Source organism: Streptomyces yunnanensis (genome assembly GCF_029011865.1).
GTDB classification, from domain to species: Bacteria; Actinomycetota; Actinomycetes; order Streptomycetales; family Streptomycetaceae; genus Streptomyces; species Streptomyces yunnanensis.
Genome location: NZ_CP095749.1, coordinates 1,905,871 through 1,927,802, shown reverse-complemented (window position 1 = coordinate 1,927,802; position 21,932 = coordinate 1,905,871). Strand labels below are relative to the sequence as shown.

The window sequence follows — 21,932 nt, the reverse complement described above, 5'->3', positions numbered from 1 at the left end:
GGTATCTCCAAGGAATCTGGCGGGGTTTCCGAGGAATTCTGGAAGTGGGTGTGCGAGAGGGGGAGGGCAGGCCGTCCGAGGCGCCGCGGACGGCCTGCCCGCGACCTGATCTAGCTCCGCCGGACCCGCCGGCGGATTTCGTACGCGGCCAGGACGACACCCAGCGTGAGCAGACTCAGCCAGAATTGCGCCCGGCTGTCCGGCAGCACCGCCATCGCCCCGATCACCAGCGCCATCAGCGCGATGGTCAGCCGGCTGAGCCAGGGGAAGCCCCACATCCGCAGCGTCAGCCGGGCCGGTTCCTCGCGTTCCAGCCGGCGCCGCATCCGCAGTTGCGCGACCGCGATCGCCAGATAGACGAACAGGGCAATGGCGCCATAGGAATTGATCAGGAACGAGAAGACGACATCGGGCGAGATCCACGCCGCGATCACCGACAGATATCCGACCGAGGTACCGGCCAGCAGCGCCCGGCGGGGCACCCCGCTCGCGCTGACCTTGGTGAAACCGCGCGGCGCGTCCCCGTTGCGGGTGAGCGCGAAGAGCATCCGGGACGAGGTGTAGAGCGCGGAATTCAGGCAGGAGAGCACCGCGACCAGCACGACCGCATTCATCACCGTCCCGGCCGCGGGCACCGCCAGCCGGTCCAGCACCGCCGCATAGGGGCTGACCTCGATCGCCTTCGACGTCCACGGCACCACGGCGACCACCAGGAAGATCGACAGGACGTAGAACGCCACCACCCGCAGCACGATCGACCGGATGGCACGGGCCACCGCCCGCTCCGGCTCGACCGATTCCGCGGCGGCGATGGTGACGATCTCGGCGCCGGTGAAGAAGCCGACGCAGGGCACGACGGCGGCCAGCACCGCGCCGACCCCGGCCGGCGCGAAGCCGCCGTGCGCGGTGAGCTGCGCCAGCCCGCCGCCCGACCCCGGCCACAGCCCGAGCACGAAGAGCGCGCCGAGGAAGAGGAAGACCACGATCGCCACGACCTTGATCGACGAGAACCAGTACTCGAACTCGCCGTAGGAGCGGGCCGAGACCATGTTCGTCGCCGTCAGCAGCGCCATCAGCACCAGGCTGACCGCCCACAGCGGCGCGCCGGGCAGCCACAGCCGGACGATCCGGCCGCCCGCCACCGCCTCGACCGCGACCACGATCACGAAGAAGTACCAGTACAGCCAGCCCACCGCGAAGCCCGCCCGGTGCCCGAGGGTCTCCCGGACGTGCGCGTAGAACGAGCCCAGCGCCGGCCGCGCCACGGTCATCTCGGCGAGCATCCGCATGATCAGCACGGTCAGTCCGCCGGCCGCCAGGAACGACAGCACCGCGGCCGGCCCGGCGGAGTGGACCACCTCCCCGCTGCCGACGAACAGCCCCGCCCCGATCACCCCGCCCAGCGCGATCAGCTGCACATGGCGGCGCTTGAGCCCCTGCCGGAGGCCGGTGCCGGTGCCGGTGTCGGTGCCGGCGGCATCCGCGCCGGGGCTCGCGGTGTCCGGCGCGCCATCGGCGCCGGCTGCTGTGGTTCCCGTGCTCATGGGCGCGACGCTAACGCGCCCATCGTGCGGGCCTGTTGCCGCAGTGTTTCGACCCCGCCGACGGCCCGGCGCGCAGCGCCGGTCAGCGCGGCAGGACGCAGACCGCCATCGGCGCCGCGAACGGCTCGCCCACCCGCACCAGCGCCCCGCTCAGGGCATCCACCGCGAACACCGTCACCGACCCCGACTTCTGGTTCGCGGCGAACAGCCACCGCCGATCCGGCGAGAACGCGATCTGCCGCGGGAAATCGCCGCCCACCGGCACCGTGTCCAACAGCCGCAGCCGGGCCCCGCCCGCCTCCACGGCGTACCGGGTGAGGCTGTTGTCACCGCGGTTGGCCAGGAAGGCGAACCGGCCGTCGCCGGTGACCAGGATCTGCGCCGGATAACTGACCCCCGGACCGGTCCCGGTGGACTGCGGCGCCCCGGGCACCAGCCGCCCGCTGCGCGGGTGGTAGCCGCAGACCACCACCGTGTTGTCGACCTCGTTCGCCAGATAGGCGTGGCGGCCCGACGGGTGGAAGGTCAGATGGCGCGGCCCGGCGCCCGGCCGCAGCGCCGCGTGCGCCACCTGGGTCAGCGTCCCGGCCCGCGGGTCGAGCCGGTAGGTGTAGACGGTGTCGTTGCCGAGGTCCACGGCCAGCACATGGCGGCCGTCCGGCGCGGTGACGATCTGGTGCGCGTGCGGCCCGGTCTGCCCGGGGCCGGGCGGCGGGCTGCTGTGGACGACCAGGTCCGTGCGCGGCCCCAGCGCGCCACTGCGCCGGTCGATCGGGTGCACCGCCACGCTCCCGGAGAGGTAGTTGGCGCTCAGCAGCCACCGTCCGCCGGGGTGCACCGACAGGTGGCACGGCCCGGCCCCGCCGGTGGACCGGGCGCCGAGCACCACCGGCCCGCCGCCGCCCCGGCGCAGCGCGACCGCCGTCACCGCGCCGTCCTCCTGCTCGTCGACCGCGTAGAGCGTCCGGCCGTCCGGCGCCAGCGCCAGGTAGGAGGGATCGGCGATCCCCGGGAGCACGCCGCCGCCGGCGGCGAGCGCCCCGGTCGCCGGGTCGTAACCGGCCAGCCCGATGCCGGTGCCGCCCCCCGGCTTGGAGGTGTACGTCCCCAGGAAGAGCGGTCGCAGTCGCCGCTGCCCGGCCCACGCCGGAGCGCCGACCCCGGCCGCCCCTGCCGCCGCGGCTGCCCCGATCGCCCCGACGGCCCCGACGAACCGTCGCCGCCCGATCCCGCCGCGCGCCCCTGCCGCCTCGCCCATGCCACACCTCCGGTCCGGTGCCAGCCAGGGTGACCCGCCCCACACCGCCCCGCAAGGGCACCGCTTATGACGCCCCGTCAGCGCACCCCGGCCCCCCGAACCCCGAGCGCCCCGTACGTCGCGATGATGACCAGCACCCCCACGCGTAGCACTCCAGTCGTACGCCACAACCCATACGGGGACGGATTCGCCGCACCCTCCCTCTTTCGTACGTTCGTGAGCAAGGCAAACGAATGATCGAGAGGCCATGGATCTGATGTACGGCAAGGCATTCGCCCCGGAGTACCAGGGCGAACTGGGCTCGGCGCTGAGCGTGAACTCCTCCTACGAAGAGGTGCTGGCCACGGCGCACCGGACACTCGCCGACGCGGACACCGCGCTCGCCCGGTCCAGAGCCCAGCTGGCCGTCGCCGAGGCCAACCGGCGACTGGGCCGGGCGGACGCCGCGGGCGCCGCCTGGCGGGCCGCCTACCGCAGCGCCCGGACCGCCGGCGACCCGGCCGCCATGGCCTGGGCACTGTGGAGCGGCGGCACCCTGGCCCGCCAGTGCGGCACCCTGGCGCTGGCCCGGCGGCTGCTCGGCCACGCGGTGGCGCTGGCCGAGACCGGCGGCGACCGCCTGGCCCACGGCTACTCCCTCGCCGGCCTCGCCGAGACCGGCCGCATCCAGGGCGACTACGCCGCGGTCGCCGAGCTGCACCAGCAACTCCTGGACCAGGCCAGGGCGCACGGCGAGGCCCGGCACATGGTCTGGGCGATGTCCGGCATCGCCCAGATGCACCGCAACACCGGCGAACACCGCAAGGCCCTGGAGCTGTTCGAGGAGTCCGCGCGGATAGCCGCCGAGGCCGACGACTTCCGTGGCCGGGCCTGGTCGCTGCGCGGGGTGGCCGACGTGCTGTCCGTCCGCGGCGAGCCGGACCGGGCGCTGGCCCTGCTGTCCGAGGCGGAGGTCATCTGCCGCACCATGGACCTGGCCGGCGCGCTCGCCTACAACCACAAGATGCGCGGCAACGTCCTCTACCGCGCCGGCCGCTACGCCGAGGCCCGCGACACCTATACCGGCGCGCTGCACGAGTTCCGCGCGATGGGGGAGCCGCGCGGCGAGGCGCTCTCCCGGCTGGGCCTGGCCAAGTCCCGCGCCCGGCTGGGCCGGGACCGCGCCCGGACCCTGGCCGAACTCGACCTGCTGGAGCGGGACTTCGCCCGGATCGGGCTGCGGCACGCCCGCGAGATGGTCATCGCCTTCCGTACAGAGCTGACCGCGACACCGGCGGCAGGAACTCCCGCTCCGCGGTCCGGTGCCACCACTCTCCGCTCTCCCGCAGTTCCCGCCAGGTCGTGAAGCGGTAGCGGAAGACCCTGGCCCGCACCCGGGCCGGCGGCAGATCGGGGAACGGATTGCGGCGCAGCAGCCGCAGGGTGTCCCGGTCGTTCTCCAGCAGCCGCGCCACGAACGGCAGGAACCACGCCCGGGCGTACGCCGGCGAGAGCGCCGCGAACCACATCAGCCAGTCCAACCGAAGGTGAAAGGGAGCGAACTGGCGCGGCAGACGCCGCAGTTCACCCGGCTTGCCGTGGAACTCGTAGGCGTGCCAGGTCGTCCCGGGGCCGGAGACCTCGTCCTCGGTGCCCTCGACGACGATCTCCCGGCGGACCCGGGTGATGCTGCCGAACGCGCCGTAGGAGTTGACCAGGTGCAGCGGCTCGTAGGAGGTGTTCATCAGCTGGCCCCGGGAGACCAGGTTGCGCGCCGGACGGTAGCTGAGCGCGAGGACGCCGACCGCGGCGGCGCCCACCACCGCCTCGAACCACACCGGCGGGGCACCCGGCGCCGCCGGGGGACCGGCCCACAGCGGGGCGGCGGCCGACAGGGCCAGCGCGATGGTGATCCAGTTCAGCCAGGCGAAGTTGCCGGACAGCACCAGCCACAGCTGGGTGGCGACCATCCCGAGGGCCGCCCACCCGGCCACCGGCTGCGGGGTGAACAGCAGGATCGGCAGGAGGAGTTGGGCGACGTGGTTGGCGGCCGTCTCGACCCGATGCAACGGCTTCGGCAGGTGGTGGAAGAACCAGCTGAGCGGGCCCGGCATCGGCTGGGTCTCGTGGTGGTAGTAGAGGCAGGTCAGATCGCGCCAGCAGCGGTCCCCGCGCATCTTGATCAGTCCGGCGCCGAACTCCACCCGGAAGAGCAGCCACCGCAGCAGCCACATGATCAGCACCGGGGGAGCGGTGTCGGCGTTGCCGAGGAACACCGCCAGCACCCCCGCCTCCAGCAGCAGCGTCTCCCACCCGAACCCGTACCAGGTCTGCCCGACGTTGACGATGGACACGTACATCGCCCACAGCACGGCCCATATCGACATCGCCGCCCACAGCGGCACCGCGTCCGCCGCCCCGGCCGCGACCGCCGCCGCCAGCGCCGCCCCGCTCCAGGCCCAGCCCGCGAAGAAGCGGTCCGAGTAGCACAGCTGGAAGACCGACGGGGACAGCCGGAACGGCACCCGCGCCGTGAAGTCCGGGATCGGCAGCATCCCCCGGGACCCCAGCAGAGCCCGGAACTGTCGGGCCGCGGAGACGAACGCGACCAGGTAGAGCACCGCCAGCAGACGCTGGAAGACCAGCCGCCCCAGCCAGGAGCCGGGATCCGAGAACCATTCCACGCGCCCATGGGTAGCACCGCGGCCACCGGCGCCGGGACACGGCACGCGGGAGGGCGCCCTCGCGCATACGCCCTACCTTTCCACGCTACGCAGGCCCCCGACCCCGGCAACCGGGGCGCCGGGAACGCGGCGCGGAAGAGGGGCTGACGGCCGTCCGGGTGAATGACGCAGCGTGTCCGGGGCGCCCCGGGGCCGTGGTGGTGCCGGGCGGGATTCCCGCCGCGCCGAGACGTGCCGATTTCACCGGAAAAAGTCGAGCGGCCGACGAGCCGCGTCGATATTCTGGAGGGCGACGGACGACCCTCCTGGGAGACGCCAACACCATTGGCCCGTCGCGGGAACGCCACAAACCCTGGCCGACCTCCCGGTTTGTGAACAAGGCGCCACCGCGTCGGAACCAATACCTCGATGAAGGAGTGCGTGGTGGCATTGCACAAGGCTCAACACAAGCAGCCCCGTCTGAAGCAGGGCGAGCGCCCCGGGCGTATCAAGGAAGTCCGCAATCTCGAAGCCTGGGACCGCTGTGCTCCGGTCCGTCTGGCCGGCTGCGAAGAGGATCCCGTCGAACCCCATATCGTCCGCGGCATCGACTGACCCGACCGCGGGTGTCCGCCGGCCCCGACCCCCTCCGCGGGGACGGGGCCGGCCCCTGCTCCGCCCCTTAGGGCCTGTCGTCAAACTCCCGCCTGCCTCGCGACGCCTGGCACGCACTCCCCCACGCCTTAAGGGCGCGGGGGGACCCCCATGCTGCGTTGTCGGGCTCATCCCGGTACGCCCGGTACCGGGATGACCCTCCGCCTTGAGATCGTACGCACCAGACGCCGCGAGGCCCGCCCTCCGGGCGAACGACGGGAGTTTGACGACAGGCCCTAGGGCCGGCGACCGAGCAGGCACAGCAGCCGGGTCAGGTCGTCCGCGTCCGCCGGGGGCTCCACCGGCGCGGCGAACAGCCCCGACCCCTCCAACACGTCGGCGTACGGCTCCACCTCGCGCAGCGCCGCGGACACCAGGCGCTGCGGCAGCCGTTCGTCCGCGCCGATCGCCCGGGACAGGTCCCAGGTGTGCACCACGGCGTCGGCCGTCAGCTGCGTGCAGTACGCGTCGGCCGGCGTGGTGCCGTAGGAGAGGTGGACCGACCGGTGCAGGGCGCCCGGCTCGGCGAACGCCGCCATCGCCGCCGCCGACGCCCGGTCCCAGGCGCCGACCGGGTCCTCGCCGAGCTGGTCGCCGTCGAAGTCCCCGTCCACCGCGGCGATCGTGGACCCGTCCCGCACCAGGCGGGGCACCCACAGCTGCTCTGCGGTCAGGTGGTTGACCAGGTCGAAAACCGACCATTGCGCGCACGGGGTGGGCGCCTCCCACTGGTCCTCCCGGACGGCGTGGACCCGGTCGCCGAAGAGCTTCAGCGCCTCGCCGTGGGTGCCCAGGATGTCGTTGTTGCCCATGGTCCCGAGGATAGGAGCGGCCACCGGGGACGGCCCCCTGTACGGGGCGATCGGAGCACCCGACGGGGATGGCGCGGTGCGCTCTGGTGGTCGCCCGGCGGTTGGCGCTTCAATGAGCCGGACCGGTGTGCGCCGGTCCTGGCCGCTCCCTCTGGAGGCACCATGGAATCCGTCGCACCGCCCGCCGCCGGCGCCCCCGCCATCCGCTGCGCCGGACAGGCCCGCGGCTATCCGGAGTTCCTCGACCGCGCCGCACGGATCGCAACGGGCCTGGCCGCATGGGGAGTCACCCCCGGCGACCGGGTCGCCGTGGTGCTCCGCAACGAGCCCGCCCATCTGGAGATCACCACCGCCGCCGCCCAGCTCGGCGCCGCCGCAGTCCCCGTCAACTGGCACTTCCGCCAGGACGACCTGCGCCATGTGCTCACCGACAGCGGCAGCGCGGTGGTCTTCGCCCACACCGACCTGCTGGACGCGGTGACCGCCGTCCTCCCCGAGGGGGTGCGGGTCGTCGAGGTCGCCGTGCCGCCCGGCGTGGCGGCGGCCTGCGGCACCACCGCCCCACCGGTCACCGGCCGGTACCCCGTCCTCGACGACTGGCTGGCCGACCGGCCGCCGCTGGCCCGGCCCGCCGAGGCCCGTCCGCCCACCGTCATCTACAGCTCCGGAACGACCGGACGGCCCAAGGGGGTTCTGCGCGAACCGGTCGGCCCGGACCGGCTCGCCGAGGCCGTGACGAGCTTTCTGGAGTACTTCGCGGTCGCCCCGGGCGGCCGCACCCTGATCCCCGCCCCGCTCTACCACGCCTCGCCCAGCCAGCACGCGGTGCTGGCGCTGGCGGCCGGCCTGGACATCACGCTGATGCCGCGCTTCGACGCGGAGGAGTTCCTGCGGCTGGTCGAACGGCACCGCATCGAGCAGGCGCAGGTGGTCCCCACCATGTTCGTCCGGCTGCTGCGGCTGCCCAAGGACGTCCGCGAGCGCTACGACCTGTCCTCGCTCAGCTCGGTGGTGCATGCCGCCGCGCCCTGCCCGCCGCACATCAAACACGCCATGATCGACTGGCTGGGACCGGTGCTGCGCGAGTACTACGGCGGCAGCGAGACCGGCGCGGTGACCTGGTGCGACAGCGCGGAGTGGCTGTCCCACCCCGGCACCGTCGGGCGCGCCCAGGGCACCTGCGCGGTCACCGTCCTCGGGCCCGACGGCGCGCCGCTGCCGGCCGGCGCCACGGGCGAGATCTACGTCCGGCCCGCCGAGAACTGGCCGCGCTTCAGCTACCTCGGCGACCCCGGCAAACGCGCCGCCATGGAGGCGCCGGGCCGGCCGGGATACGTCACCCTCGGCGACATCGGCCACCTCGACGAGGACGGCTACCTCTACCTCAGCGACCGCCGGAACGACCTGGTGATCTCCGGCGGCGTCAACATCTACCCGGCGGAGATCGAGGGCTGCCTGCTCGCCCTGGACGGGGTGCACGACGCGGCGGTGTTCGGCATCCCCGACGAGGAGTTCGGCGAGGCCCTCGCCGCGCACCTGGAGACCGACCCCGGGGTGCGGCTCACCGCCGCCGCGGTCCGCGCCCATGTCGCCGAACGGCTCGCCAGGTACAAGGTGCCCCGGACCGTGGTGTTCGAGCGGCGGCTGCCCCGGGACGAGTCGGGGAAGCTGTTCAAGCGGCAGCTGCGGGACCCGTACTGGGAGGGGCACGGCCGCCGGATATGACTCCGGTCAACTCCCGCCTACCGGTGGCGATTTCACGCCGGTAGGCGTCATGCGCGAGGGAGACGCTCTGGCCCGGCGCCACCACCGGGACGGTGCGGCGGGTCCTCGCCCGGTAGGCGGCCCGGCCCGGGGCGGCCTCGGCGGCGCGGGCGAGGACCCGGTCGCGCTCGGCGGGCCGTCCCGGATCCGTGCGGTGGACCCCGCGCCCGACCCGGCGAAACCGGCCGCCATCGAGGAGTCCGTGCGGCGGATGACCGACGGGGCGGCGCAACGGCACGACGACTGGTGGTGGGACGACGCGCTGCACATGGCGATGCCGTCGTTCGCCCGGCTCGGCGCGCTGCGCGCCGACCGCTCCTACTGGGACGCGATGGACGCCTTCTACCGCCACACCCGGGACGCCGAGGGCGGACCCGGACTGCGCGACGCCGGCAGCGGACTCTGGTACCGCGACCAGCGCTTCCTGCCCGGCGGGATCACCTCCCCGGACGGCAGACCGGTGCTGTGGTCGCGCGGCAACGGCTGGGTGGCGGCGGCGCACGCCAAGGTGCTGGCGGTGCTGCCGGACACCTTCGGGCCGACGGCCGGCTACCGCCGGACCCTGGCCGCGCAACTGGCCGCGCTGCGCACCGCCCAGCGACCGGACGGCTTCTGGAACGTCAACCTCGCCGACCCCGGCCACCTGCCCGGCCCGGAGACCAGCGGCACCGCGTTCTTCACCTTCGCCATGGCCGCCGCGATCCGCTCCGGGGTCGTCCCGCGCGGCGACTACCTGCCGGTGGCCGCCCGCGCCTGGGCGGCGATGGCGGCCACCGCCGTGCACCCCGACGGCTTCCTCGGGTACGTCCAGAACGTCGGCGACCGGCCGGAGTCGAGCCAGCCGGTCACCTACGACAGCACCGCCGACTTCGGCGTCGGGGCGTTCCTGCTGGCCGGCACGGAACTGGCCGCGCTGGGCAACAGCCCGTCGACGGCACCGGCCGGCTCGCCGTGGGTGCCGGGGCCCGCGGTCCCGCCGTAGATCAGCCGGCCGCGCACGTCGTGGTCGTGCAGCGCGCCGCGGACCGCCGTGGCCACCGCGCGGACGTGCCCGGCGGGCGCCGGTGCGCGGGCGCCGATCGCCCGGACCGGCTCGTAGGCGACGATCACCTCGCTGCCCGGTGCGGCGCCCGCCAGCGCGGCCCGGACCTGGATCAGCGTCTCCTCTGTGATTTCTGTGGAGGTGGGGGCATCGGACGCCGGCCGGTCCCCGAGTCCGGACCATGGCCCGGTCACCCCCTGATCGCCGCCGGGCACCCCCCGCTAAAGTCGCCTCACCACTGCAGACCAGGGCAGACCGGCACAGACGCCACGCTGCCGCGGGTACCGGGGGCGCCGCCCCGGGGGGAGGACGAACCGTCAGATGAGCCGCCGTTCCCAGGGATTACTCGGCATCTGGGCCGAGGCACAGCGCCAGCAGCAGCGCCAGGCGGAGGCCGCACACCGCGCCCGGCTGCAACAGCAGCGGGAACAGGAGCGGCAGGCCCGCGCCGCCGAGCGCGCCATGGCCCGCATGCACCGCGAGCGGCAGACCGCCTACCGCCGGCAGCGCGAGGCCGACGCCCGCCGCCGCACCGAGGAACTCGACGCCCGCGTCGCCGCCCTGACCGGCCTGCTCGCCGACGGCTGCCGGGCCCCCGCCTTCACCCCCGCCGCCCTGCTCCGCCCCGAACGCGTCGAACCGTTCGCCCCCGGCGCGCTGGCCGCCCCGGTGGCCATGCCCGACCCGGCCCGCTACCAGGTGCCCACCGGCGGCCTGCGCTCCGGCGCCCGCCGCGACCGCGACCGGCAGGAGGCCCGCGCCCGCTTCGAGCAGGACTGGTACACGGCCCAGGCCGCCGAGGCCCGGCGACAGGCCCAACTGACCGCCTACCAACAGCAGTACGACCAATGGGCGGCCGGCGCCCTGGCGGAGATCCGCCGGCACAACGCCGGCGTCGAGGAACTCGTCGCGGGCCTGCGCGCCGGCGACGCGGACGCCGTCGTGGAGTACTTCTCCGCCGCCCTGTACTCCGGCACGTCCTGGCCCGAGGGCTTCCCGCGCCAGCTCAGCGCCGGCTACGACACCGCCGCCCGCCAGCTCGTCCTCGACTGGGAACTGCCGGGCTACGACGTCGTCCCCGAGGTCAAGGCGGTCCGCTACCTGCCCACCGCCGACGAGGAGCGGGAGACCGCCCGCCCGGCCGCCCAACGCCGGGCGCTCTACCGCGAGGTGCTCGCCCAGGGCGTCCTGCTGGTGCTGCGCGACCTCTTCGCCGCCGACACCCACGGCGCCCTGGACTCGGTGGCGCTCAACGGCTTCGTCGACGACGTGGACCCGGTCACCGGCCGCCCCGCCACGATCTTCCTGGCCACCGTCCTGGCCCCCCGCAGCGCCGTCGAGTCCTACCGCCTGGACCAGGTCAGCGCCCTCGACTGCCTCACCGACGGACTCCGCGGCCAGCTCTCCGCCCGCCCCGACCAGCGCACCCCGGTCCGCCCCGGGCGGCGGCCGGACGACATCGCCGGCGGCGCGGTGGTCTCCCACGGCACCGACGGCGTCCCCGACCTCCTGGAGATGGACCCGCTCGCCTTCGAGCAGCTGATCGCCGAGCTGTTCCGCGCGATGGGGATGCGGGCGGTCACCACCCAGCGGTCCGGCGACGGCGGGATCGACGTGGACGCCCTGGACCCCGACCCGATCCGCGGCGGCAAGATCGTCGTGCAGGTCAAGCGCTACCGCAACACCGTCCCGCCGTCCGCCGTCCGCGACCTCTACGGCACCGTCCAGTCCGAGGGCGCCAACAAGGGCGTGCTGGTGACGACCTCCCACTTCGGGCCCGGCGCGCACGGCTTCGCCCAGGGCAAACCGCTCACCCTCATCGCCGGACCCGAACTCGTCGACCTGCTCGGCCGGCACGGGCTGCGCGGCCGCCTCGGCCCCGGCGACGCCGGCCCCGACACCCCGGAGCCCGCCGAGCCGGCCCCGGACCACACCACCCTCGCCATGAACTGGTCCGGCCCGGCCGCCCTCGACGTCTGCGCCCTGGTCTGCGAGGGCACCACCGTGCTCGACGACGACCACTTCGTCTTCTTCAACAACCCGGCCACGCCGGACGGTTCGGTGCGGATGCTGGCCGGCGTGATCGAGGACCGCGCCGCCCTGCGGGTGCGCTTCGAGGACCTGCCGCCGGACGCCGACCGGCTGGTCCTGGTCGCCGCCGTGGACCCGGAGACCGACCCGGACGGCGACCTCACCGGCTTCACCGACGCCCGGATCCGCCTACTGGACGCCGCCGGCACCGAACTCGACCGGCTGCCGGTCTCCGACGGCCGGCCCGGCGAGCGGGCGCTGGTGCTCGGCGCGTTCCGCCGCCGCGCCGGCGGCGACTGGGACTTCGTCCTCGGCGGCAAGGGCTACCCCGGCGGGCTGGCCGCGCTGGTGGGCGACTTCGGGATCGAGGTGGCGTGAGTCCGGGCCGACGCCGCGCCGGGGAGCGCCGGCCCGGTCAGCTCTGCCACAGCCGGGCGAGGACGTCGTTGACCACCTCGGGCCGGTCCTGGTGCGGCGCGTGATCGGTGCCCGGCACCCGCACGTGCCGGGCACCGATCATGTCGGCGAGGTACTCCCCGCACGCGGCCAGCGCGTCGCCCACGAACGCCCGGTAGTCGGGGTGCGCGGTCTCCCACGTCCCGTTGACGACGGTCTTGGGGATCTGCGCCCGGGCCAGTGGCGCCAGGGGGATCTGCGCGTCCCAGACCGGCCGCTCCCGCATCGCCGACCGGACCGCCCGCAGCAGGTGCGGCGTGCTCTCCGGCAGCCGCATCCCGTACGCCTCGGTGGACTGCCGCAGATACTCCTCCGCGCTCATCTCCCCGGCCCCCTCGGCGCTCGCGAACGCCGTCCGGATCCGCTCCACCGCCGCCCGCACGACCGGGTGCGCGGCCGCGGTGCGCAGCGGCGACGGCTCGATCAGGGTGAGCGACCGGACGGCCTCCGGACGCGCCGCGGCGGCCAGCATCGCGCCCGCCGCGCCGTAGGAGTACCCCACCAGGTGGGCCCCGTCGCCGAGCAGCCAGCCGATGTCCTCGGCGTCCACCGCGTAGTCGCTGCGCTCGATGTCGGGGCTGTCGCCGAAGCCGCGCCGGTCCATCAGCTCCAGGCGGAACATCCCGGCCAGCGGTCGTTGCCCGGCGAAGCACTCGGTGCCCCAGGTCATCGTGCCGTGCACCAGCAGCGCCCGCGGCGCACCGGTCGGCCCCTCGTCCCACACCGTCACATGAAGCGGCTCCTCGTCCATACCGGCCCACCCTAGGGCCTGTCCGATGGGTCATGGTCGGACGGACCCCGGGCGTGTCCGGGCGGATCACCCGTCAACAGGTCGGCGAAGGGCCTGTGTTGCTGTCGACGTGCGGACAACGGATGCGGGGGACCGGGGAATTGTGGCGGTCGTGGCGGTCGGAAGCCGTCCGGGCGGGCGCGCGGTCGGCGGCCGACGGTGCGGCGGCGCGACGGGGAGCATCCGGTGGTCGGCCGGGCGGCCGGCCGCGGGCGCCGGGTCGGCCGTCCGAGGGACACCGCCGGACATCACCGCACGCGGTCATTTTCCCGCGCGGGGGGCCTGGTATCTGTCGGATATGAGCGCGTTAACTCGGTATGCGGCGGTCGTTCTGCTGATCACGCTGGCCGTCGGCTGCGGCGCCCGGCCGGACGACCCGTCCGCAACCCCATCGGCCCCTTCGCATCCCGCACACCGCGCCCTCGCGCCGCACCGCCGCGCCGGCGCTCGTTCCCCTGCCGCCGACCCGGCCCGACCGTTCACCCTGGTCGCCACCGGCGACGTCATCCCCGCCCACCCCGAGGCGCTCGGCACGGCACAGGACGACGCGCCGGTGGACGGCGGCTACGACTTCCGGCCGATGCTCCGGGGCGTCGCCCCCGTCGTCGGCGCCGCCGATGTGGCGCTGTGTCACCTGGAGGCGCCGCTCGGCCCGCTGGACGGCCCGTTCACCGGCTACCCGGAACTCCAGGCTCCGCCGCAGGTGGCCACCGCGCTCAAGGCCACCGGCTTCGACTCCTGCGCCACCGCCTCCGACCATGCCCTCGACCGGGGCGGCGAAGGGGTGCGCCGGACCCTTGAGGTACTGGACACGGTCGGCCTGCGGCACACCGGTACGGCCCGGGACGCCGCCGAGGCCGCCCGCCCGGCCCTGCTGCGCACCCCCGGCGGTGCCCTGGTGGCACACCTCGCCTACACCTACGGCACCGACGACGCCCGGCCCCCGCGGCTCGCGCCGTGGGCGGTCAACCGCATCGCCCCCCGGCGGATCCTCGCCGACGCCCGGGCGGCCCGCCGGGCCGGCGCCGACGTGGTGGCCGTCAGCCTCTACTGGGGCACCGAGTACCGCACCGCCCCCGACGCCCGCCAGCGCCGGCTCGCCCGCGTCCTGACCGCCGCCCGCACCGCCGGCCGCCCTGACATCGACCTGATCGTCGGCAGCCACGCACACACCCCACAGCCGTTCGAGAGGCTGCCCGGCGCCCGGGTCGCCCGGACACCGGACGGCCGACAACCACAGGCTGACACGCGCGGCAGCGGCACATGGGTCGCCTACGGGCTGGGCGACCTCATCGGAGGCACCCATCACGACGAGAACGGAAGGATGAGCGCTGCCGCCCGGTTCACGTTCACCCCGCCGCCCACTCCGGGCGATCGCTGGAAGATCACCAAGGCCGAGTTCGTCCCGCTGTGGTGGGACGCCGAGGCGGGCCGCGTGCTCAACGTGAACAAGGCGATCAAGACCGGACGCTCGGACCTCAAGCCCATCCGCCACACCATCCGGCACACGGTGCTGAGCAGGGGCGCGCGCAAGGCCGGATTGCTCATGGGCAGATAACGGCAAAGTGGACAACACGGCAATACCCAACGATCGCCCGCTCCGGGACATCCTCGCCCGCAAGCCCAAGGTGCGGGGAGAGGGCGACGCCCGTCGCGACCTCTCCACCAACAACGCACAGACAAGCGGCGTGTGATCTTCGACGGTGACGGTCTCGACTCGCGGAGGGGCCGGCGCTGGAACACCAACTGCGTGGAGGACGCCCACGAGTACAGCGGGCGCCTCAGCCCCTCCCACGCCCCGGCGTCTTCCGGTATGCCGCGCGGGAGTTGAGCACCTGACTCCGTAGCTCAATGGGCGAGTGCCCGATCGTTGATCGGGTGGCCGCTGGTTCGATTCCGGCAGCGGGCTTCACCTGTGGGTGACTTGCGTCCTCTGCGGAGGTGGATCAGGCGCGTCTTCATCCCGCTCCAGCCGAGCCGGCGCCCGTCCCGTGTGCTCGACGATCAGGCATCTGGGACTGAGGCCGGATAGGGGGATATGCGCGGCTAGGGCGATCAGCTCGCTTCCCAAGCGTTTTGGACTATGTAGACCTTCTTGTCTGCCTCCCAGGCCCGGTTGACGATATAAACCTTCTTGTCCGCTTCCCAGGCCCGGTTGACGATGTAGACCTTCTCCTTCGCATCCCAGGCGCGGTTGACGATGTAGACCTTCTCGTCCGCTTCCCAGGCTCGGTTGACGATATAAACCTTTGGCATGCCGAAGTCCCTTACTGGTTCCTGATGAACGCCGCCTAAGACCATACGTCCGATCAACTGGCAGGGCAGAGCGACTTGTTGGCATGCCGAGGGGGGCAAGTGGGTCGCCGAACCTGCTGAACTACCGATTCGGCTGAGCCGTAGCGGGCCGGCTGTCGGTGCCCTACCTCAACGGCTCGTCCACCAGGCGGCGCCACTGCCAATGGTCACTGTCGCGAGCGTGATGAGCCATGCGGGGATGCGCTGAATGGTCACATGGAGGCCACCGCATCGAAGTTCGAAAGCAGGTGCCTGGGGATTGGCCGTCTGTTCGTGCTTCTGTGCCATGCCTGACATCGCACTACACGTGCCCCTGCGGACAACAGGTAGTTCTTGGGGAGGTTGAGTGCGTGACCCCGGAGATTTTGACCGCCCGTTTACCAAGGGGGCATCAGTGGCCTGGCACAGCAGTGACCGCCGTTCCCGCCTGCCGGCGGACTCGAACCTTCAAGCGTTGTGCGGTTGGCACCACGTGCGGAAGCCCAGCGCGGAGGGTGCGGCGGCTCGGCGGAGGCCGGTGTCCGGACGGAGGCCGGTGGAAAGGCATCCGAAAGAACTGCGGCAGGGCAGCGCTCACTTCGCTTGCCGGTGAGGTGTCCTGGCCGCGCGGTGGTGCTCCGGCCGAGCGCCCGCCTGCGGTGCAGCTGTCGTCGTCGAGTGGCGGTCGGCGGGTGACGGCCGGTCGAACGCTGGCGACAGAATGGCGCCGATACCGCCAGCGGCTGGAGCAGGCCGACGCGGACGAGGCCCGGGCCGGGCGGTTGGACGACGGCTGGACGGCGGCGGGTTTCTCCAGGAGCTGGAGGAGGCGGTGGAAAACCGCCGGCCCGGCCTCCGCCGGAGCGGCCGACCGCGAGACTCTGCGGGCCGGCCGGGACCTGATCGACCAGGCGTCGCGTCAGGATCGGCGGGTCGTGGGCTGGGCGAGGATCGAGGATCACCGACGGCAACCCGGGTGCGTTCTGCTCCATGCTCGCCAGTCGGGGTGCGATCCACACGTCCCAGGCCACGGCGGCCGGAGGCGGCCCGCGCACGCCAGAGGGCTCCCCGGACGGCCGGGTCCGCGCGAACCGGCGGCCTCCGGTCGCCCGGGAGGACCTGACCCGCTATCACAACGGGTGTCACTGCCAGACGGTCCTCGTCTACTTACGCAATGACTTCATGACCCCTCAGGCCCGCGACTACGACCGCCAATGGCAGGCACTCACCCGCGGAATGACCGGAGTTGAGGCCCGGAGGGCATGGCGTCGCCACGTTGAGGCGTCTGGTGGGCACTAGCCAGGCACATGAGCCGGCCGTTCGCCCCTCATACGTGCTCAGTCTTCATCGCTCTGGCCGATCTCGTCGTCATCGTCGTCGTCATCCGAAGAGGAGACGACCTGCTTGGAATGGGTCGAGGGAGCCTTGTGCGCGACGGCGGCGGCCGCACCTGCGCCATGGAGTACGGCTGTCGCGACCAGGGCTGCGGCAGCAATTGCAGTGCGAATGCGCATGGAAATCTCCAAGGGTCGAAGCGGAACTACGTGCTGGGAACGTCCCCTGGTAGCTGTCCTTCGATCCGTTTACGCAAGGCAGTTAACCCAATCAGGCCCCGTTGCTTCACCTAACTGTCCGGCCCGGGCACCTGGGGCCGGACTGCACACCGAATCCTGACGACACCGAGGAGAGGTTCCTGCACGGAGACCTCCCATCACCCTCCGGGCCGGCCGAATCCCGCCGACAGCGCATCGAGCTCGGCCGACACGACGAACGGCCCCGAGGGGCCGGTGCAGCCGGAGGAGCGCGGCGACGGCCAGGAGCGGGGCGCCGACGCGCTCCGAGCGGAGCTGAAGGCCGTACGGGCAGAGGCGGCGAAGCGCCGCACCGAGGCACGGGAGACGGCAGAGGCGCTGAAGGCGGCCCGGATCCCGGAGCAGTTCCAGGCCGTGGCCGACCGGGCCACGGAGCTGGAGACGGAACTGCACCGGGAGCGCCTGGCCCGCCGCTACCACCTGCCGGACGCCCCGGCCGTCCGGCAGCATCCCGCGCGCCCGCCCGTAGACGGCTTGGGGGGCCTCGTCGTCACCTGCTGGCTTCGAGGGCCGCGTGTGCCGCGCTGTCCGTGAGGCTTGTCGGAGCGACGGCGCCCCACAGATGGCCGACGAGGGCGAGAGCGTGATCGGCGATGGGGCCAGTCGATGCTTGGGCCGGGGTGACGAGGACCCCGAAGAGTGCCATGGTCCCGACGATGACGCAGGCGATGCGGCGCATTAACTACTCCTCGTTGTAAGGCTGTTGGCTAATCTGGCGACAACTTTCCCCAGCCATGTGCCGATAGGCCCAAGGTCCTCTTTGTGGGTGGCGCTGAATCGATCTCTCGCTTCCTTGCTCGATGCTTGCGGTTCTGACGCTGGTACCGCACGCCCCCAACTCCCCCAGGAACACCACCTCATGTTCTTGGGGCCTTCACGCAACACCAAAACCAAGGGTTCATGCCCAAAGCCCTTGGCTGCGCTGGGTGATGGCCCGGGGCCCCTGCCCTGAGGGGGCATGGCTAACAGCTTTCTGAAGTCCGAGAAGATCGCAGCGGCTGTGCCAGGTCTTCTTGAGTGCGAACTGGTCCTGTCGCGCCTGGTGTGGACCAACGGCGGGTTCGATTTCACCGGCGCCAAGGGCGACGCCGTCACCGTCCGTAACCCGGTGACCACGACCGTCCGCGAGTGTCGCCGGGGTCGAGTGTGTCCCGCTGCTCACCGAGACCGGTCCGCGGGTGCGGTCTCGCGCCCGGACCCGGGCCCGCAGGTGCCGGGATGTGCGGGCGGAGACCGACCGGGCGGAGATCGGCCGGGGAGATCGACCGGGCGGTGTCGAGCCGGGGCGCCGGCGTGGACGGGCTGGTGCGGGGGCGGTGACGGGCGGGGCGGGGGCGGGCCGGCGCGCGGTCGGGCGGATCGGACTGTGCGCCTCCGGTACGGTCCGCCGCCGGGGTGTGAAACCCTGGTGAAGTGTGCCGACCCCGCCGACGACCGGATCGGCCAGGCCAGGAAAGGACCGGAGGGCAGTGAGCGAGAGTGCGGCCGTCCGGCCCCGTAACCCGCGCGGACAGGGCGAGCGCCTGCGGGAGGAACTGCTGCGGGCGACCGAGCGCCTCCTGGAGGAGGTCGGCAGCGAGGACGCGCTGTCGCTGCGCGCGGTGGCCCGGGAGGCCGGGGTCGCCGCGCCGAGCATCTACCGGCACTTCGCCGACAAGACCGAACTGGTCTGGGCGACCCTGGAGATCAGCTACGAGCGGCTGGCGCACGCGATGGCCGACGCCGCAGCGGAGGCCGACGACGCCGACCCGGTGGACCGGCTGCGCGCCCAGCTGCGGGCCTACTGCCGCTATGCCATAGAGCACCCGGCGAACTACCGCCTGCTCTACGAGACCCGGCAGACCCCGGTCGGCCCCGAGCGGCTTGCCGGGCACCCGGCCGGGCTGCTGGTGCGCAGCTGGCACCACGCGCTGACCGCCTGCGAGGAGGCCGGCTGGCGGGTGCGCGGCTCGCGCGCCGAGGCGCCGTATCTGCTGTGGTCGGCGGTGCACGGCCGGGTCATGATCTGGCAGGTCATGCCGAGCCGCAAGGACACCAGCCGGCTGGACGGGTTCGTGGAGGAGCTCCTCCAACTGCTGCTGGAGCACTGAACCCGGCTCCCTTCGCACACCCGCCGCCGGACGGCCGCGGGTGTTCCGTCGCTCACGTTTCGCCGATACCCCCCTGACGTTTACCCGATCATTACGGATGTAAGTTTACGCTTGTTAGGCGAAGGATCGACTCATGGCGCACACCCGATCGGTGTGCGCACGAGGAGCGAGATGACCGAGATGACCGACACGACAGCCCCCGCCGCCCCGGTGCCGCCCGTCCAACCCCCGAGCGGCTGCCCCTTCGAAGCGCCGCCGCACGCCGACCTGCTGGAGCGGGGGGACCCGCACCGCGCGTTCGGCACCCTGCGCGCCGAGGAGCCGATCTCCAAGATCTCGCTCCCCGACGGCAGTTGGTCCTGGCTGGCCACCCGCTATGCCGACATCCGCGCGATCCTCGGCGACACCCGCTTCAGCTCCGACACCACCCTCCACGGCTACCCGCTCAGCGGCATGACAGGCGGCGGCAACACCAAGAACCGCGGCTTCATCCGCATGGATCCGCCCGAGCACACCCGGCTCCGCCGGATGGTCACCCGCGAGTTCATGGTCAAGCGCGTCGAGGCGCTGCGCCCGGAGGTCCAGCGCCTGACCGACGAGCTGTGCGACGCGATGGAGCGCCGGGCCGGCGAGCCGGTGGACCTGGTCGAGGCGCTCGCCCTGCCCGTCCCCTCGCTCGTCATCAGCCTGCTGCTCGGCGTCCCCTACGACGACCACGAGGTCTTCCAGCGGCTCACCGGCAAGCTGCTCTCCCGCACCATCGCGGACGAGGAGCGCGAGGCCGCCCGGAGCGAACTCCGCGACTACCTCGACGCGTTGGTCACCGCCAAGGAGCAGGAGCCGGGCGACGACATCCTCGGCCGGCTGATCGTCGAGCAGCAGCGCACCGGCGAGATCGACCACGACGACGTCGCCGCCTTCGCCGCCCTGCTGCTGATCGCCGGGCACGAGACCACCGCCAACATGATCGGCCTCAGCGCCCTGACGCTGATGCAGGACCCCGACTCCGCCGAGCGGCTCCGCCAGGACCCGACGCTGATCCGCGGCGCCGTCGAGGAACTGCTGCGCTTCCACAGCATCATCCGCAACGGCCCGCGCCGGGTCGCCACCACCGACATCGAGATCGGCGGAGCGCTCATCCGCGCCGGCGAGGGCGTCGTGGTGGCCGTCCCGTCCGCCAACCACGACGACAGCGTCTTCGCCGACCCCGACCGCCTCGACGTCGGCCGGCCCAACGCCCAGCACCACGTCGCCTTCGGCTACGGCATCCACCAGTGCCTCGGCCAGGCCCTGGCCCGGGTCGAGCTCCAGGTCGTCATAGCCACCCTGCTCCGCCGCTTCCCCACCCTGCGGCCCGCCGTGCCCGTCGAGGAGATCCCCTTCCGCACGGACATGGCCATCTACGGCTGCCACGCCCTGCCCGTCACATGGTGACCGGCCGCACCGACCGTCCCACCGTCCCCACCAACGCCCACGGAGCCACCACCATGAAGATCACCCTTGATGCCGACAAGTGCTGCGCCGCCGGCCAGTGCGTGCTGGTCGCCCCCGAGGTCTTCGACCAGCGTGACGAGGACGGCGTGGTCGTCCTCCTCGACGCCGAGCCGCCCGCCGCGCAGCACGCCGCGGTCCGCGAGGCGGCCGCCATCTGCCCCGCCGCCGTGATCGAGGTGCAGGAATGACGACCCGTCCGATCGCCGTCGTCGGCGCCTCGGCCGCCGGGATCACCGCCGCCGAGGCCCTGCGCCGGGCCGGCTGGGACGGCCCGCTGACCCTGATCGGCGACGAGCCCCACCTCCCGTACGACCGGCCGCCGCTGTCCAAGCAGCTGCTGCACGGCGCCTGGGAGCCGGCGAAGCTGCTGCTGCGCACCGAGGAGCAACTCGCCCCGCTCGGCCTCGACTTGCGGCTCGGCACCCGCGCCACCGGCCTCGACATCGCCACCCGCACCCTCACCCTCGACGGGGGTGAGCGCCTGGCCTGCGCCGGCGTGATCATCGCCACCGGCGTCGCGGCCCGCACACTGCCCGGCGCCGACGGCCTGGCAGGCGTCTTCACCCTGCGCACCCTGGACGACGCGCTGGCGCTGCGCGACCGGCTGTCCGAGGGCGCCCGCCGCCTGGTCGTGGTCGGCAACGGCGTCCTGGGCTGCGAGGCCGCCGCGGTGGCCCGGGAGCTGGGGCACGAGGTCATCCTCGTCGGCCGGGAGCCGGTGCCGATGGCCGCCGCCGTCGGCGCGGGCATCGGGGAACTCCTCGCCGAGGAGCACCGGGCCCGCGGCGTCCGCCTGGTGACCGGGGAGGTGGCCGAGTTCGAGACCGTCGCGGACGGGAGCGCCACCCGGGTCGCCGGCGTCCGACTGGCCGACGGCAGCCGGCACCCCGGGGACCTGGTGTTGCTCGCCATCGGCTCCGAGCCCGCCGTGGGCTGGCTGGCCGACCCGGCCCTGGACACCTCCGACGGGCTCGGCTGCGACGCCTACTGCGCCGCCGCCCCCGGCATCTACGCCGCGGGCGACGTGGCCCGCTGGGAGCACCCCGGGCACGGTCGCCCGCTCCGCTTCGAGCACCGGATGAACGCCACCGAACAGGCCATGGCCGCCGCCCGCAACCTCGTCGCCGAACTGACCACCGAGGGTGCCGTGGCCACGGCGGAGGGCGCGGAGCCGCAGGAGCGCCGACCGTTCGCCCCCGTGCCCTACTTCTGGTCCGACCAGTACGGCCTCAAGCTCCAGGCATACGGCCTGACCAGCGGCGCCGACGAGGTGGAGACCACCGTCCTGGACGGGGAAGCCCGCCGCGCCGTCGCGCTCTACGGCCGCGACGGCCTGGCCGTCGGCGTGCTGGCCTGCGCCCTGCCACCGCGTCAGATACGCGCGCTGCGCGCGGTGATCGCCACCCCCGTCCCCTGGGAGGAGGCACGCGAGCGGGTCCGGGCCGCCACCGCCACCGGCTGAGCGTGGCGCCCATCGCGCAGGGGTGCC

21 protein-coding genes, 1 tRNA gene and 1 pseudogene are annotated in these 21,932 nt (G+C 73.3%); 14 read left to right on the top strand and 9 right to left on the bottom strand.

What is annotated here, in order from left to right; translation table 11 throughout:
- Window positions 1-110: 110 nt before the first annotated feature.
- Window positions 111-1,544 carry an amino acid permease gene (locus tag MOV08_RS08475; RefSeq protein WP_275306898.1) on the bottom strand — a complete coding sequence of 478 codons (1,434 nt, stop codon included), beginning with the start codon at window positions 1,542-1,544 and terminating at the stop codon, window positions 111-113.
- An 82-nt stretch (window positions 1,545-1,626) separates the two neighbouring features.
- Window positions 1,627-2,802 (bottom strand): lactonase family protein, encoded by a 1,176-nt coding sequence (locus tag MOV08_RS08470; protein ID WP_275306897.1) that lies wholly within the window; start codon window positions 2,800-2,802, stop codon window positions 1,627-1,629.
- Between the two features lie 256 nt (window positions 2,803-3,058).
- Between MOV08_RS08470 and MOV08_RS08465 the strand changes: the two genes are divergently transcribed.
- Window positions 3,059-4,147 (top strand): tetratricopeptide repeat protein, encoded by a 1,089-nt coding sequence (locus tag MOV08_RS08465; protein WP_275311730.1) that lies wholly within the window; start codon window positions 3,059-3,061, stop codon window positions 4,145-4,147.
- Here MOV08_RS08465 and MOV08_RS08460 read toward each other — a convergent pair.
- Entirely contained in the window at window positions 4,041-5,465 is a 1,425-nt protein-coding gene (locus MOV08_RS08460; RefSeq protein WP_275306896.1) for a lipase maturation factor family protein, read from the bottom strand. The genes MOV08_RS08465 and MOV08_RS08460 overlap by 107 nt on opposite strands.
- Window positions 5,466-5,888: 423 nt before the next feature.
- Here MOV08_RS08460 and MOV08_RS08455 point away from each other — a divergent pair, with 423 nt between their 5' ends.
- Window positions 5,889-6,059, top strand: a complete 171-nt coding sequence (locus tag MOV08_RS08455) for a hypothetical protein (RefSeq protein WP_159030818.1) — start codon at window positions 5,889-5,891, stop codon at window positions 6,057-6,059.
- Window positions 6,060-6,334: 275 nt separating this feature from the next.
- Here MOV08_RS08455 and MOV08_RS08450 read toward each other — a convergent pair whose 3' ends face one another.
- On the bottom strand, window positions 6,335-6,910 hold the full coding sequence (locus MOV08_RS08450; RefSeq protein ID WP_039630712.1) for a TIGR03086 family metal-binding protein: 576 nt from the start codon (window positions 6,908-6,910) through the stop codon (window positions 6,335-6,337).
- A 162-nt stretch (window positions 6,911-7,072) separates the two neighbouring features.
- Between MOV08_RS08450 and MOV08_RS08445 the strand changes: the two genes are divergently transcribed.
- Both MOV08_RS08445 and MOV08_RS08440 read left to right on the top strand, forming a co-directional pair.
- Window positions 7,073-8,635 (top strand): AMP-binding protein, encoded by a 1,563-nt coding sequence (locus tag MOV08_RS08445; RefSeq protein ID WP_275306895.1) that lies wholly within the window; start codon window positions 7,073-7,075, stop codon window positions 8,633-8,635.
- A gap of 49 nt (window positions 8,636-8,684) precedes the next feature.
- Window positions 8,685-9,656: a glycoside hydrolase family 88 protein gene (locus tag MOV08_RS08440; protein ID WP_275306894.1), complete on the top strand. Its 972-nt coding sequence runs from the start codon at window positions 8,685-8,687 to the stop codon at window positions 9,654-9,656.
- Here the strand turns inward: MOV08_RS08440 and MOV08_RS43815 are convergent.
- Window positions 9,638-9,784 (bottom strand): annotated as a pseudogene (locus MOV08_RS43815) (triose-phosphate isomerase); the annotation flags it as partial. The gene MOV08_RS08440 and the pseudogene MOV08_RS43815 overlap by 19 nt on opposite strands.
- Before the next feature lie 253 nt (window positions 9,785-10,037).
- Between MOV08_RS43815 and MOV08_RS08430 the strand changes: the two are divergent.
- The gene (locus MOV08_RS08430) at window positions 10,038-12,125 is read left to right on the top strand and encodes a restriction endonuclease (protein WP_275306893.1); all 2,088 of its coding nucleotides are present in this window, start codon (window positions 10,038-10,040) and stop codon (window positions 12,123-12,125) included.
- Between the two features lie 37 nt (window positions 12,126-12,162).
- On the opposite strand, the gene MOV08_RS08425 is transcribed toward MOV08_RS08430, so the two are convergent.
- A complete protein-coding gene (locus MOV08_RS08425) occupies window positions 12,163-12,954 on the bottom strand; it encodes an alpha/beta fold hydrolase (RefSeq protein ID WP_275306892.1) in 792 nt (263 codons plus the stop codon).
- Window positions 12,955-13,291: 337 nt separating this feature from the next.
- On the opposite strand from MOV08_RS08425, the gene MOV08_RS08420 reads away from it, so the two are divergent.
- From MOV08_RS08420 to MOV08_RS08410, 3 genes are all read left to right on the top strand, one after another.
- Window positions 13,292-14,551: a CapA family protein gene (locus MOV08_RS08420; RefSeq protein ID WP_275306891.1), complete on the top strand. Its 1,260-nt coding sequence runs from the start codon at window positions 13,292-13,294 to the stop codon at window positions 14,549-14,551.
- Between the two features lie 7 nt (window positions 14,552-14,558).
- Window positions 14,559-14,687, top strand: a complete 129-nt coding sequence (locus MOV08_RS08415; protein ID WP_275306890.1) for a hypothetical protein — start codon at window positions 14,559-14,561, stop codon at window positions 14,685-14,687.
- Between the two features lie 151 nt (window positions 14,688-14,838).
- Window positions 14,839-14,899 (top strand) — tRNA-Asn (locus tag MOV08_RS08410).
- Window positions 14,900-15,048: 149 nt separating this feature from the next.
- On the opposite strand, the gene MOV08_RS08405 is transcribed toward MOV08_RS08410, so the two are convergent.
- On the bottom strand, window positions 15,049-15,249 hold the full coding sequence (locus tag MOV08_RS08405) for a 7(1) septoil knot domain-containing protein (RefSeq protein ID WP_073448766.1): 201 nt from the start codon (window positions 15,247-15,249) through the stop codon (window positions 15,049-15,051).
- A gap of 168 nt (window positions 15,250-15,417) precedes the next feature.
- Entirely contained in the window at window positions 15,418-15,576 is a 159-nt protein-coding gene (locus MOV08_RS08400) for a hypothetical protein (RefSeq protein WP_275306889.1), read from the bottom strand.
- Window positions 15,577-16,257: 681 nt separating this feature from the next.
- Between MOV08_RS08400 and MOV08_RS44390 the strand changes: the two genes are divergently transcribed.
- Complete coding sequence (locus MOV08_RS44390) at window positions 16,258-16,566, top strand: hypothetical protein (protein WP_476718401.1); 309 nt, start codon at window positions 16,258-16,260, stop codon at window positions 16,564-16,566.
- 38 nt (window positions 16,567-16,604) lie between these two features.
- Here MOV08_RS44390 and MOV08_RS08395 read toward each other — a convergent pair whose 3' ends face one another.
- Window positions 16,605-16,781: a hypothetical protein gene (locus MOV08_RS08395; protein WP_203232529.1), complete on the bottom strand. Its 177-nt coding sequence runs from the start codon at window positions 16,779-16,781 to the stop codon at window positions 16,605-16,607.
- A gap of 273 nt (window positions 16,782-17,054) precedes the next feature.
- Between MOV08_RS08395 and MOV08_RS08390 the strand changes: the two genes are divergently transcribed.
- The 5 genes from MOV08_RS08390 to MOV08_RS08370 all read left to right on the top strand — a co-directional run bounded on the left by MOV08_RS08390 (window position 17,055) and on the right by MOV08_RS08370 (window position 21,905).
- On the top strand, window positions 17,055-17,393 hold the full coding sequence (locus MOV08_RS08390; RefSeq protein ID WP_275306888.1) for a hypothetical protein: 339 nt from the start codon (window positions 17,055-17,057) through the stop codon (window positions 17,391-17,393).
- Window positions 17,394-18,328: 935 nt separating this feature from the next.
- Window positions 18,329-18,949, top strand: coding sequence for a TetR/AcrR family transcriptional regulator (locus MOV08_RS08385; RefSeq protein ID WP_039630696.1), 621 nt, complete (start codon window positions 18,329-18,331; stop codon window positions 18,947-18,949).
- Between the two features lie 180 nt (window positions 18,950-19,129).
- The gene (locus tag MOV08_RS08380) at window positions 19,130-20,383 is read left to right on the top strand and encodes a cytochrome P450 (RefSeq protein WP_275311729.1); all 1,254 of its coding nucleotides are present in this window, start codon (window positions 19,130-19,132) and stop codon (window positions 20,381-20,383) included.
- 53 nt (window positions 20,384-20,436) lie between these two features.
- A complete protein-coding gene (locus tag MOV08_RS08375; protein ID WP_039640322.1) occupies window positions 20,437-20,631 on the top strand; it encodes a ferredoxin in 195 nt (64 codons plus the stop codon).
- A complete protein-coding gene (locus tag MOV08_RS08370; RefSeq protein ID WP_275306887.1) occupies window positions 20,628-21,905 on the top strand; it encodes an NAD(P)/FAD-dependent oxidoreductase in 1,278 nt (425 codons plus the stop codon). Before MOV08_RS08375 ends, MOV08_RS08370 begins: the two co-directional genes overlap by 4 nt.
- Window positions 21,906-21,932 lie beyond the last annotated feature (27 nt).

What these genes read in the sequence shown, in the direction of transcription:
- MOV08_RS08450 (WP_039630712.1), bottom strand. Translation starts at nt 6,910, where the DNA reads ATGGGCAACAACGACATCCTGGGCACCCACGGCGAGGCGCTGAAGCTC.
- MOV08_RS08425 (WP_275306892.1), bottom strand. Translation starts at nt 12,954, where the DNA reads ATGGACGAGGAGCCGCTTCATGTGACGGTGTGGGACGAGGGGCCGACC.
- MOV08_RS44390 (WP_476718401.1), top strand. Translation starts at nt 16,258, where the DNA reads ATGCTCGCCAGTCGGGGTGCGATCCACACGTCCCAGGCCACGGCGGCC.
- MOV08_RS08375 (WP_039640322.1), top strand. Translation starts at nt 20,437, where the DNA reads ATGAAGATCACCCTTGATGCCGACAAGTGCTGCGCCGCCGGCCAGTGC.
- MOV08_RS08465 (WP_275311730.1), top strand. Translation starts at nt 3,059, where the DNA reads ATGTACGGCAAGGCATTCGCCCCGGAGTACCAGGGCGAACTGGGCTCG.
- MOV08_RS08400 (WP_275306889.1), bottom strand. Translation starts at nt 15,576, where the DNA reads ATGGCACAGAAGCACGAACAGACGGCCAATCCCCAGGCACCTGCTTTC.
- MOV08_RS08475 (WP_275306898.1), bottom strand. Translation starts at nt 1,544, where the DNA reads ATGAGCACGGGAACCACAGCAGCCGGCGCCGATGGCGCGCCGGACACC.
- MOV08_RS08445 (WP_275306895.1), top strand. Translation starts at nt 7,073, where the DNA reads ATGGAATCCGTCGCACCGCCCGCCGCCGGCGCCCCCGCCATCCGCTGC.
- MOV08_RS08370 (WP_275306887.1), top strand. Translation starts at nt 20,628, where the DNA reads ATGACGACCCGTCCGATCGCCGTCGTCGGCGCCTCGGCCGCCGGGATC.
- MOV08_RS08430 (WP_275306893.1), top strand. Translation starts at nt 10,038, where the DNA reads ATGAGCCGCCGTTCCCAGGGATTACTCGGCATCTGGGCCGAGGCACAG.
- MOV08_RS08380 (WP_275311729.1), top strand. Translation starts at nt 19,130, where the DNA reads ATGACCGACACGACAGCCCCCGCCGCCCCGGTGCCGCCCGTCCAACCC.
- MOV08_RS08405 (WP_073448766.1), bottom strand. Translation starts at nt 15,249, where the DNA reads ATGCCAAAGGTTTATATCGTCAACCGAGCCTGGGAAGCGGACGAGAAG.
- MOV08_RS08420 (WP_275306891.1), top strand. Translation starts at nt 13,292, where the DNA reads ATGAGCGCGTTAACTCGGTATGCGGCGGTCGTTCTGCTGATCACGCTG.
- MOV08_RS08470 (WP_275306897.1), bottom strand. Translation starts at nt 2,802, where the DNA reads ATGGGCGAGGCGGCAGGGGCGCGCGGCGGGATCGGGCGGCGACGGTTC.
- MOV08_RS08395 (WP_203232529.1), bottom strand. Translation starts at nt 16,781, where the DNA reads ATGCGCATTCGCACTGCAATTGCTGCCGCAGCCCTGGTCGCGACAGCC.
- MOV08_RS08440 (WP_275306894.1), top strand. Translation starts at nt 8,685, where the DNA reads ATGCGCGAGGGAGACGCTCTGGCCCGGCGCCACCACCGGGACGGTGCG.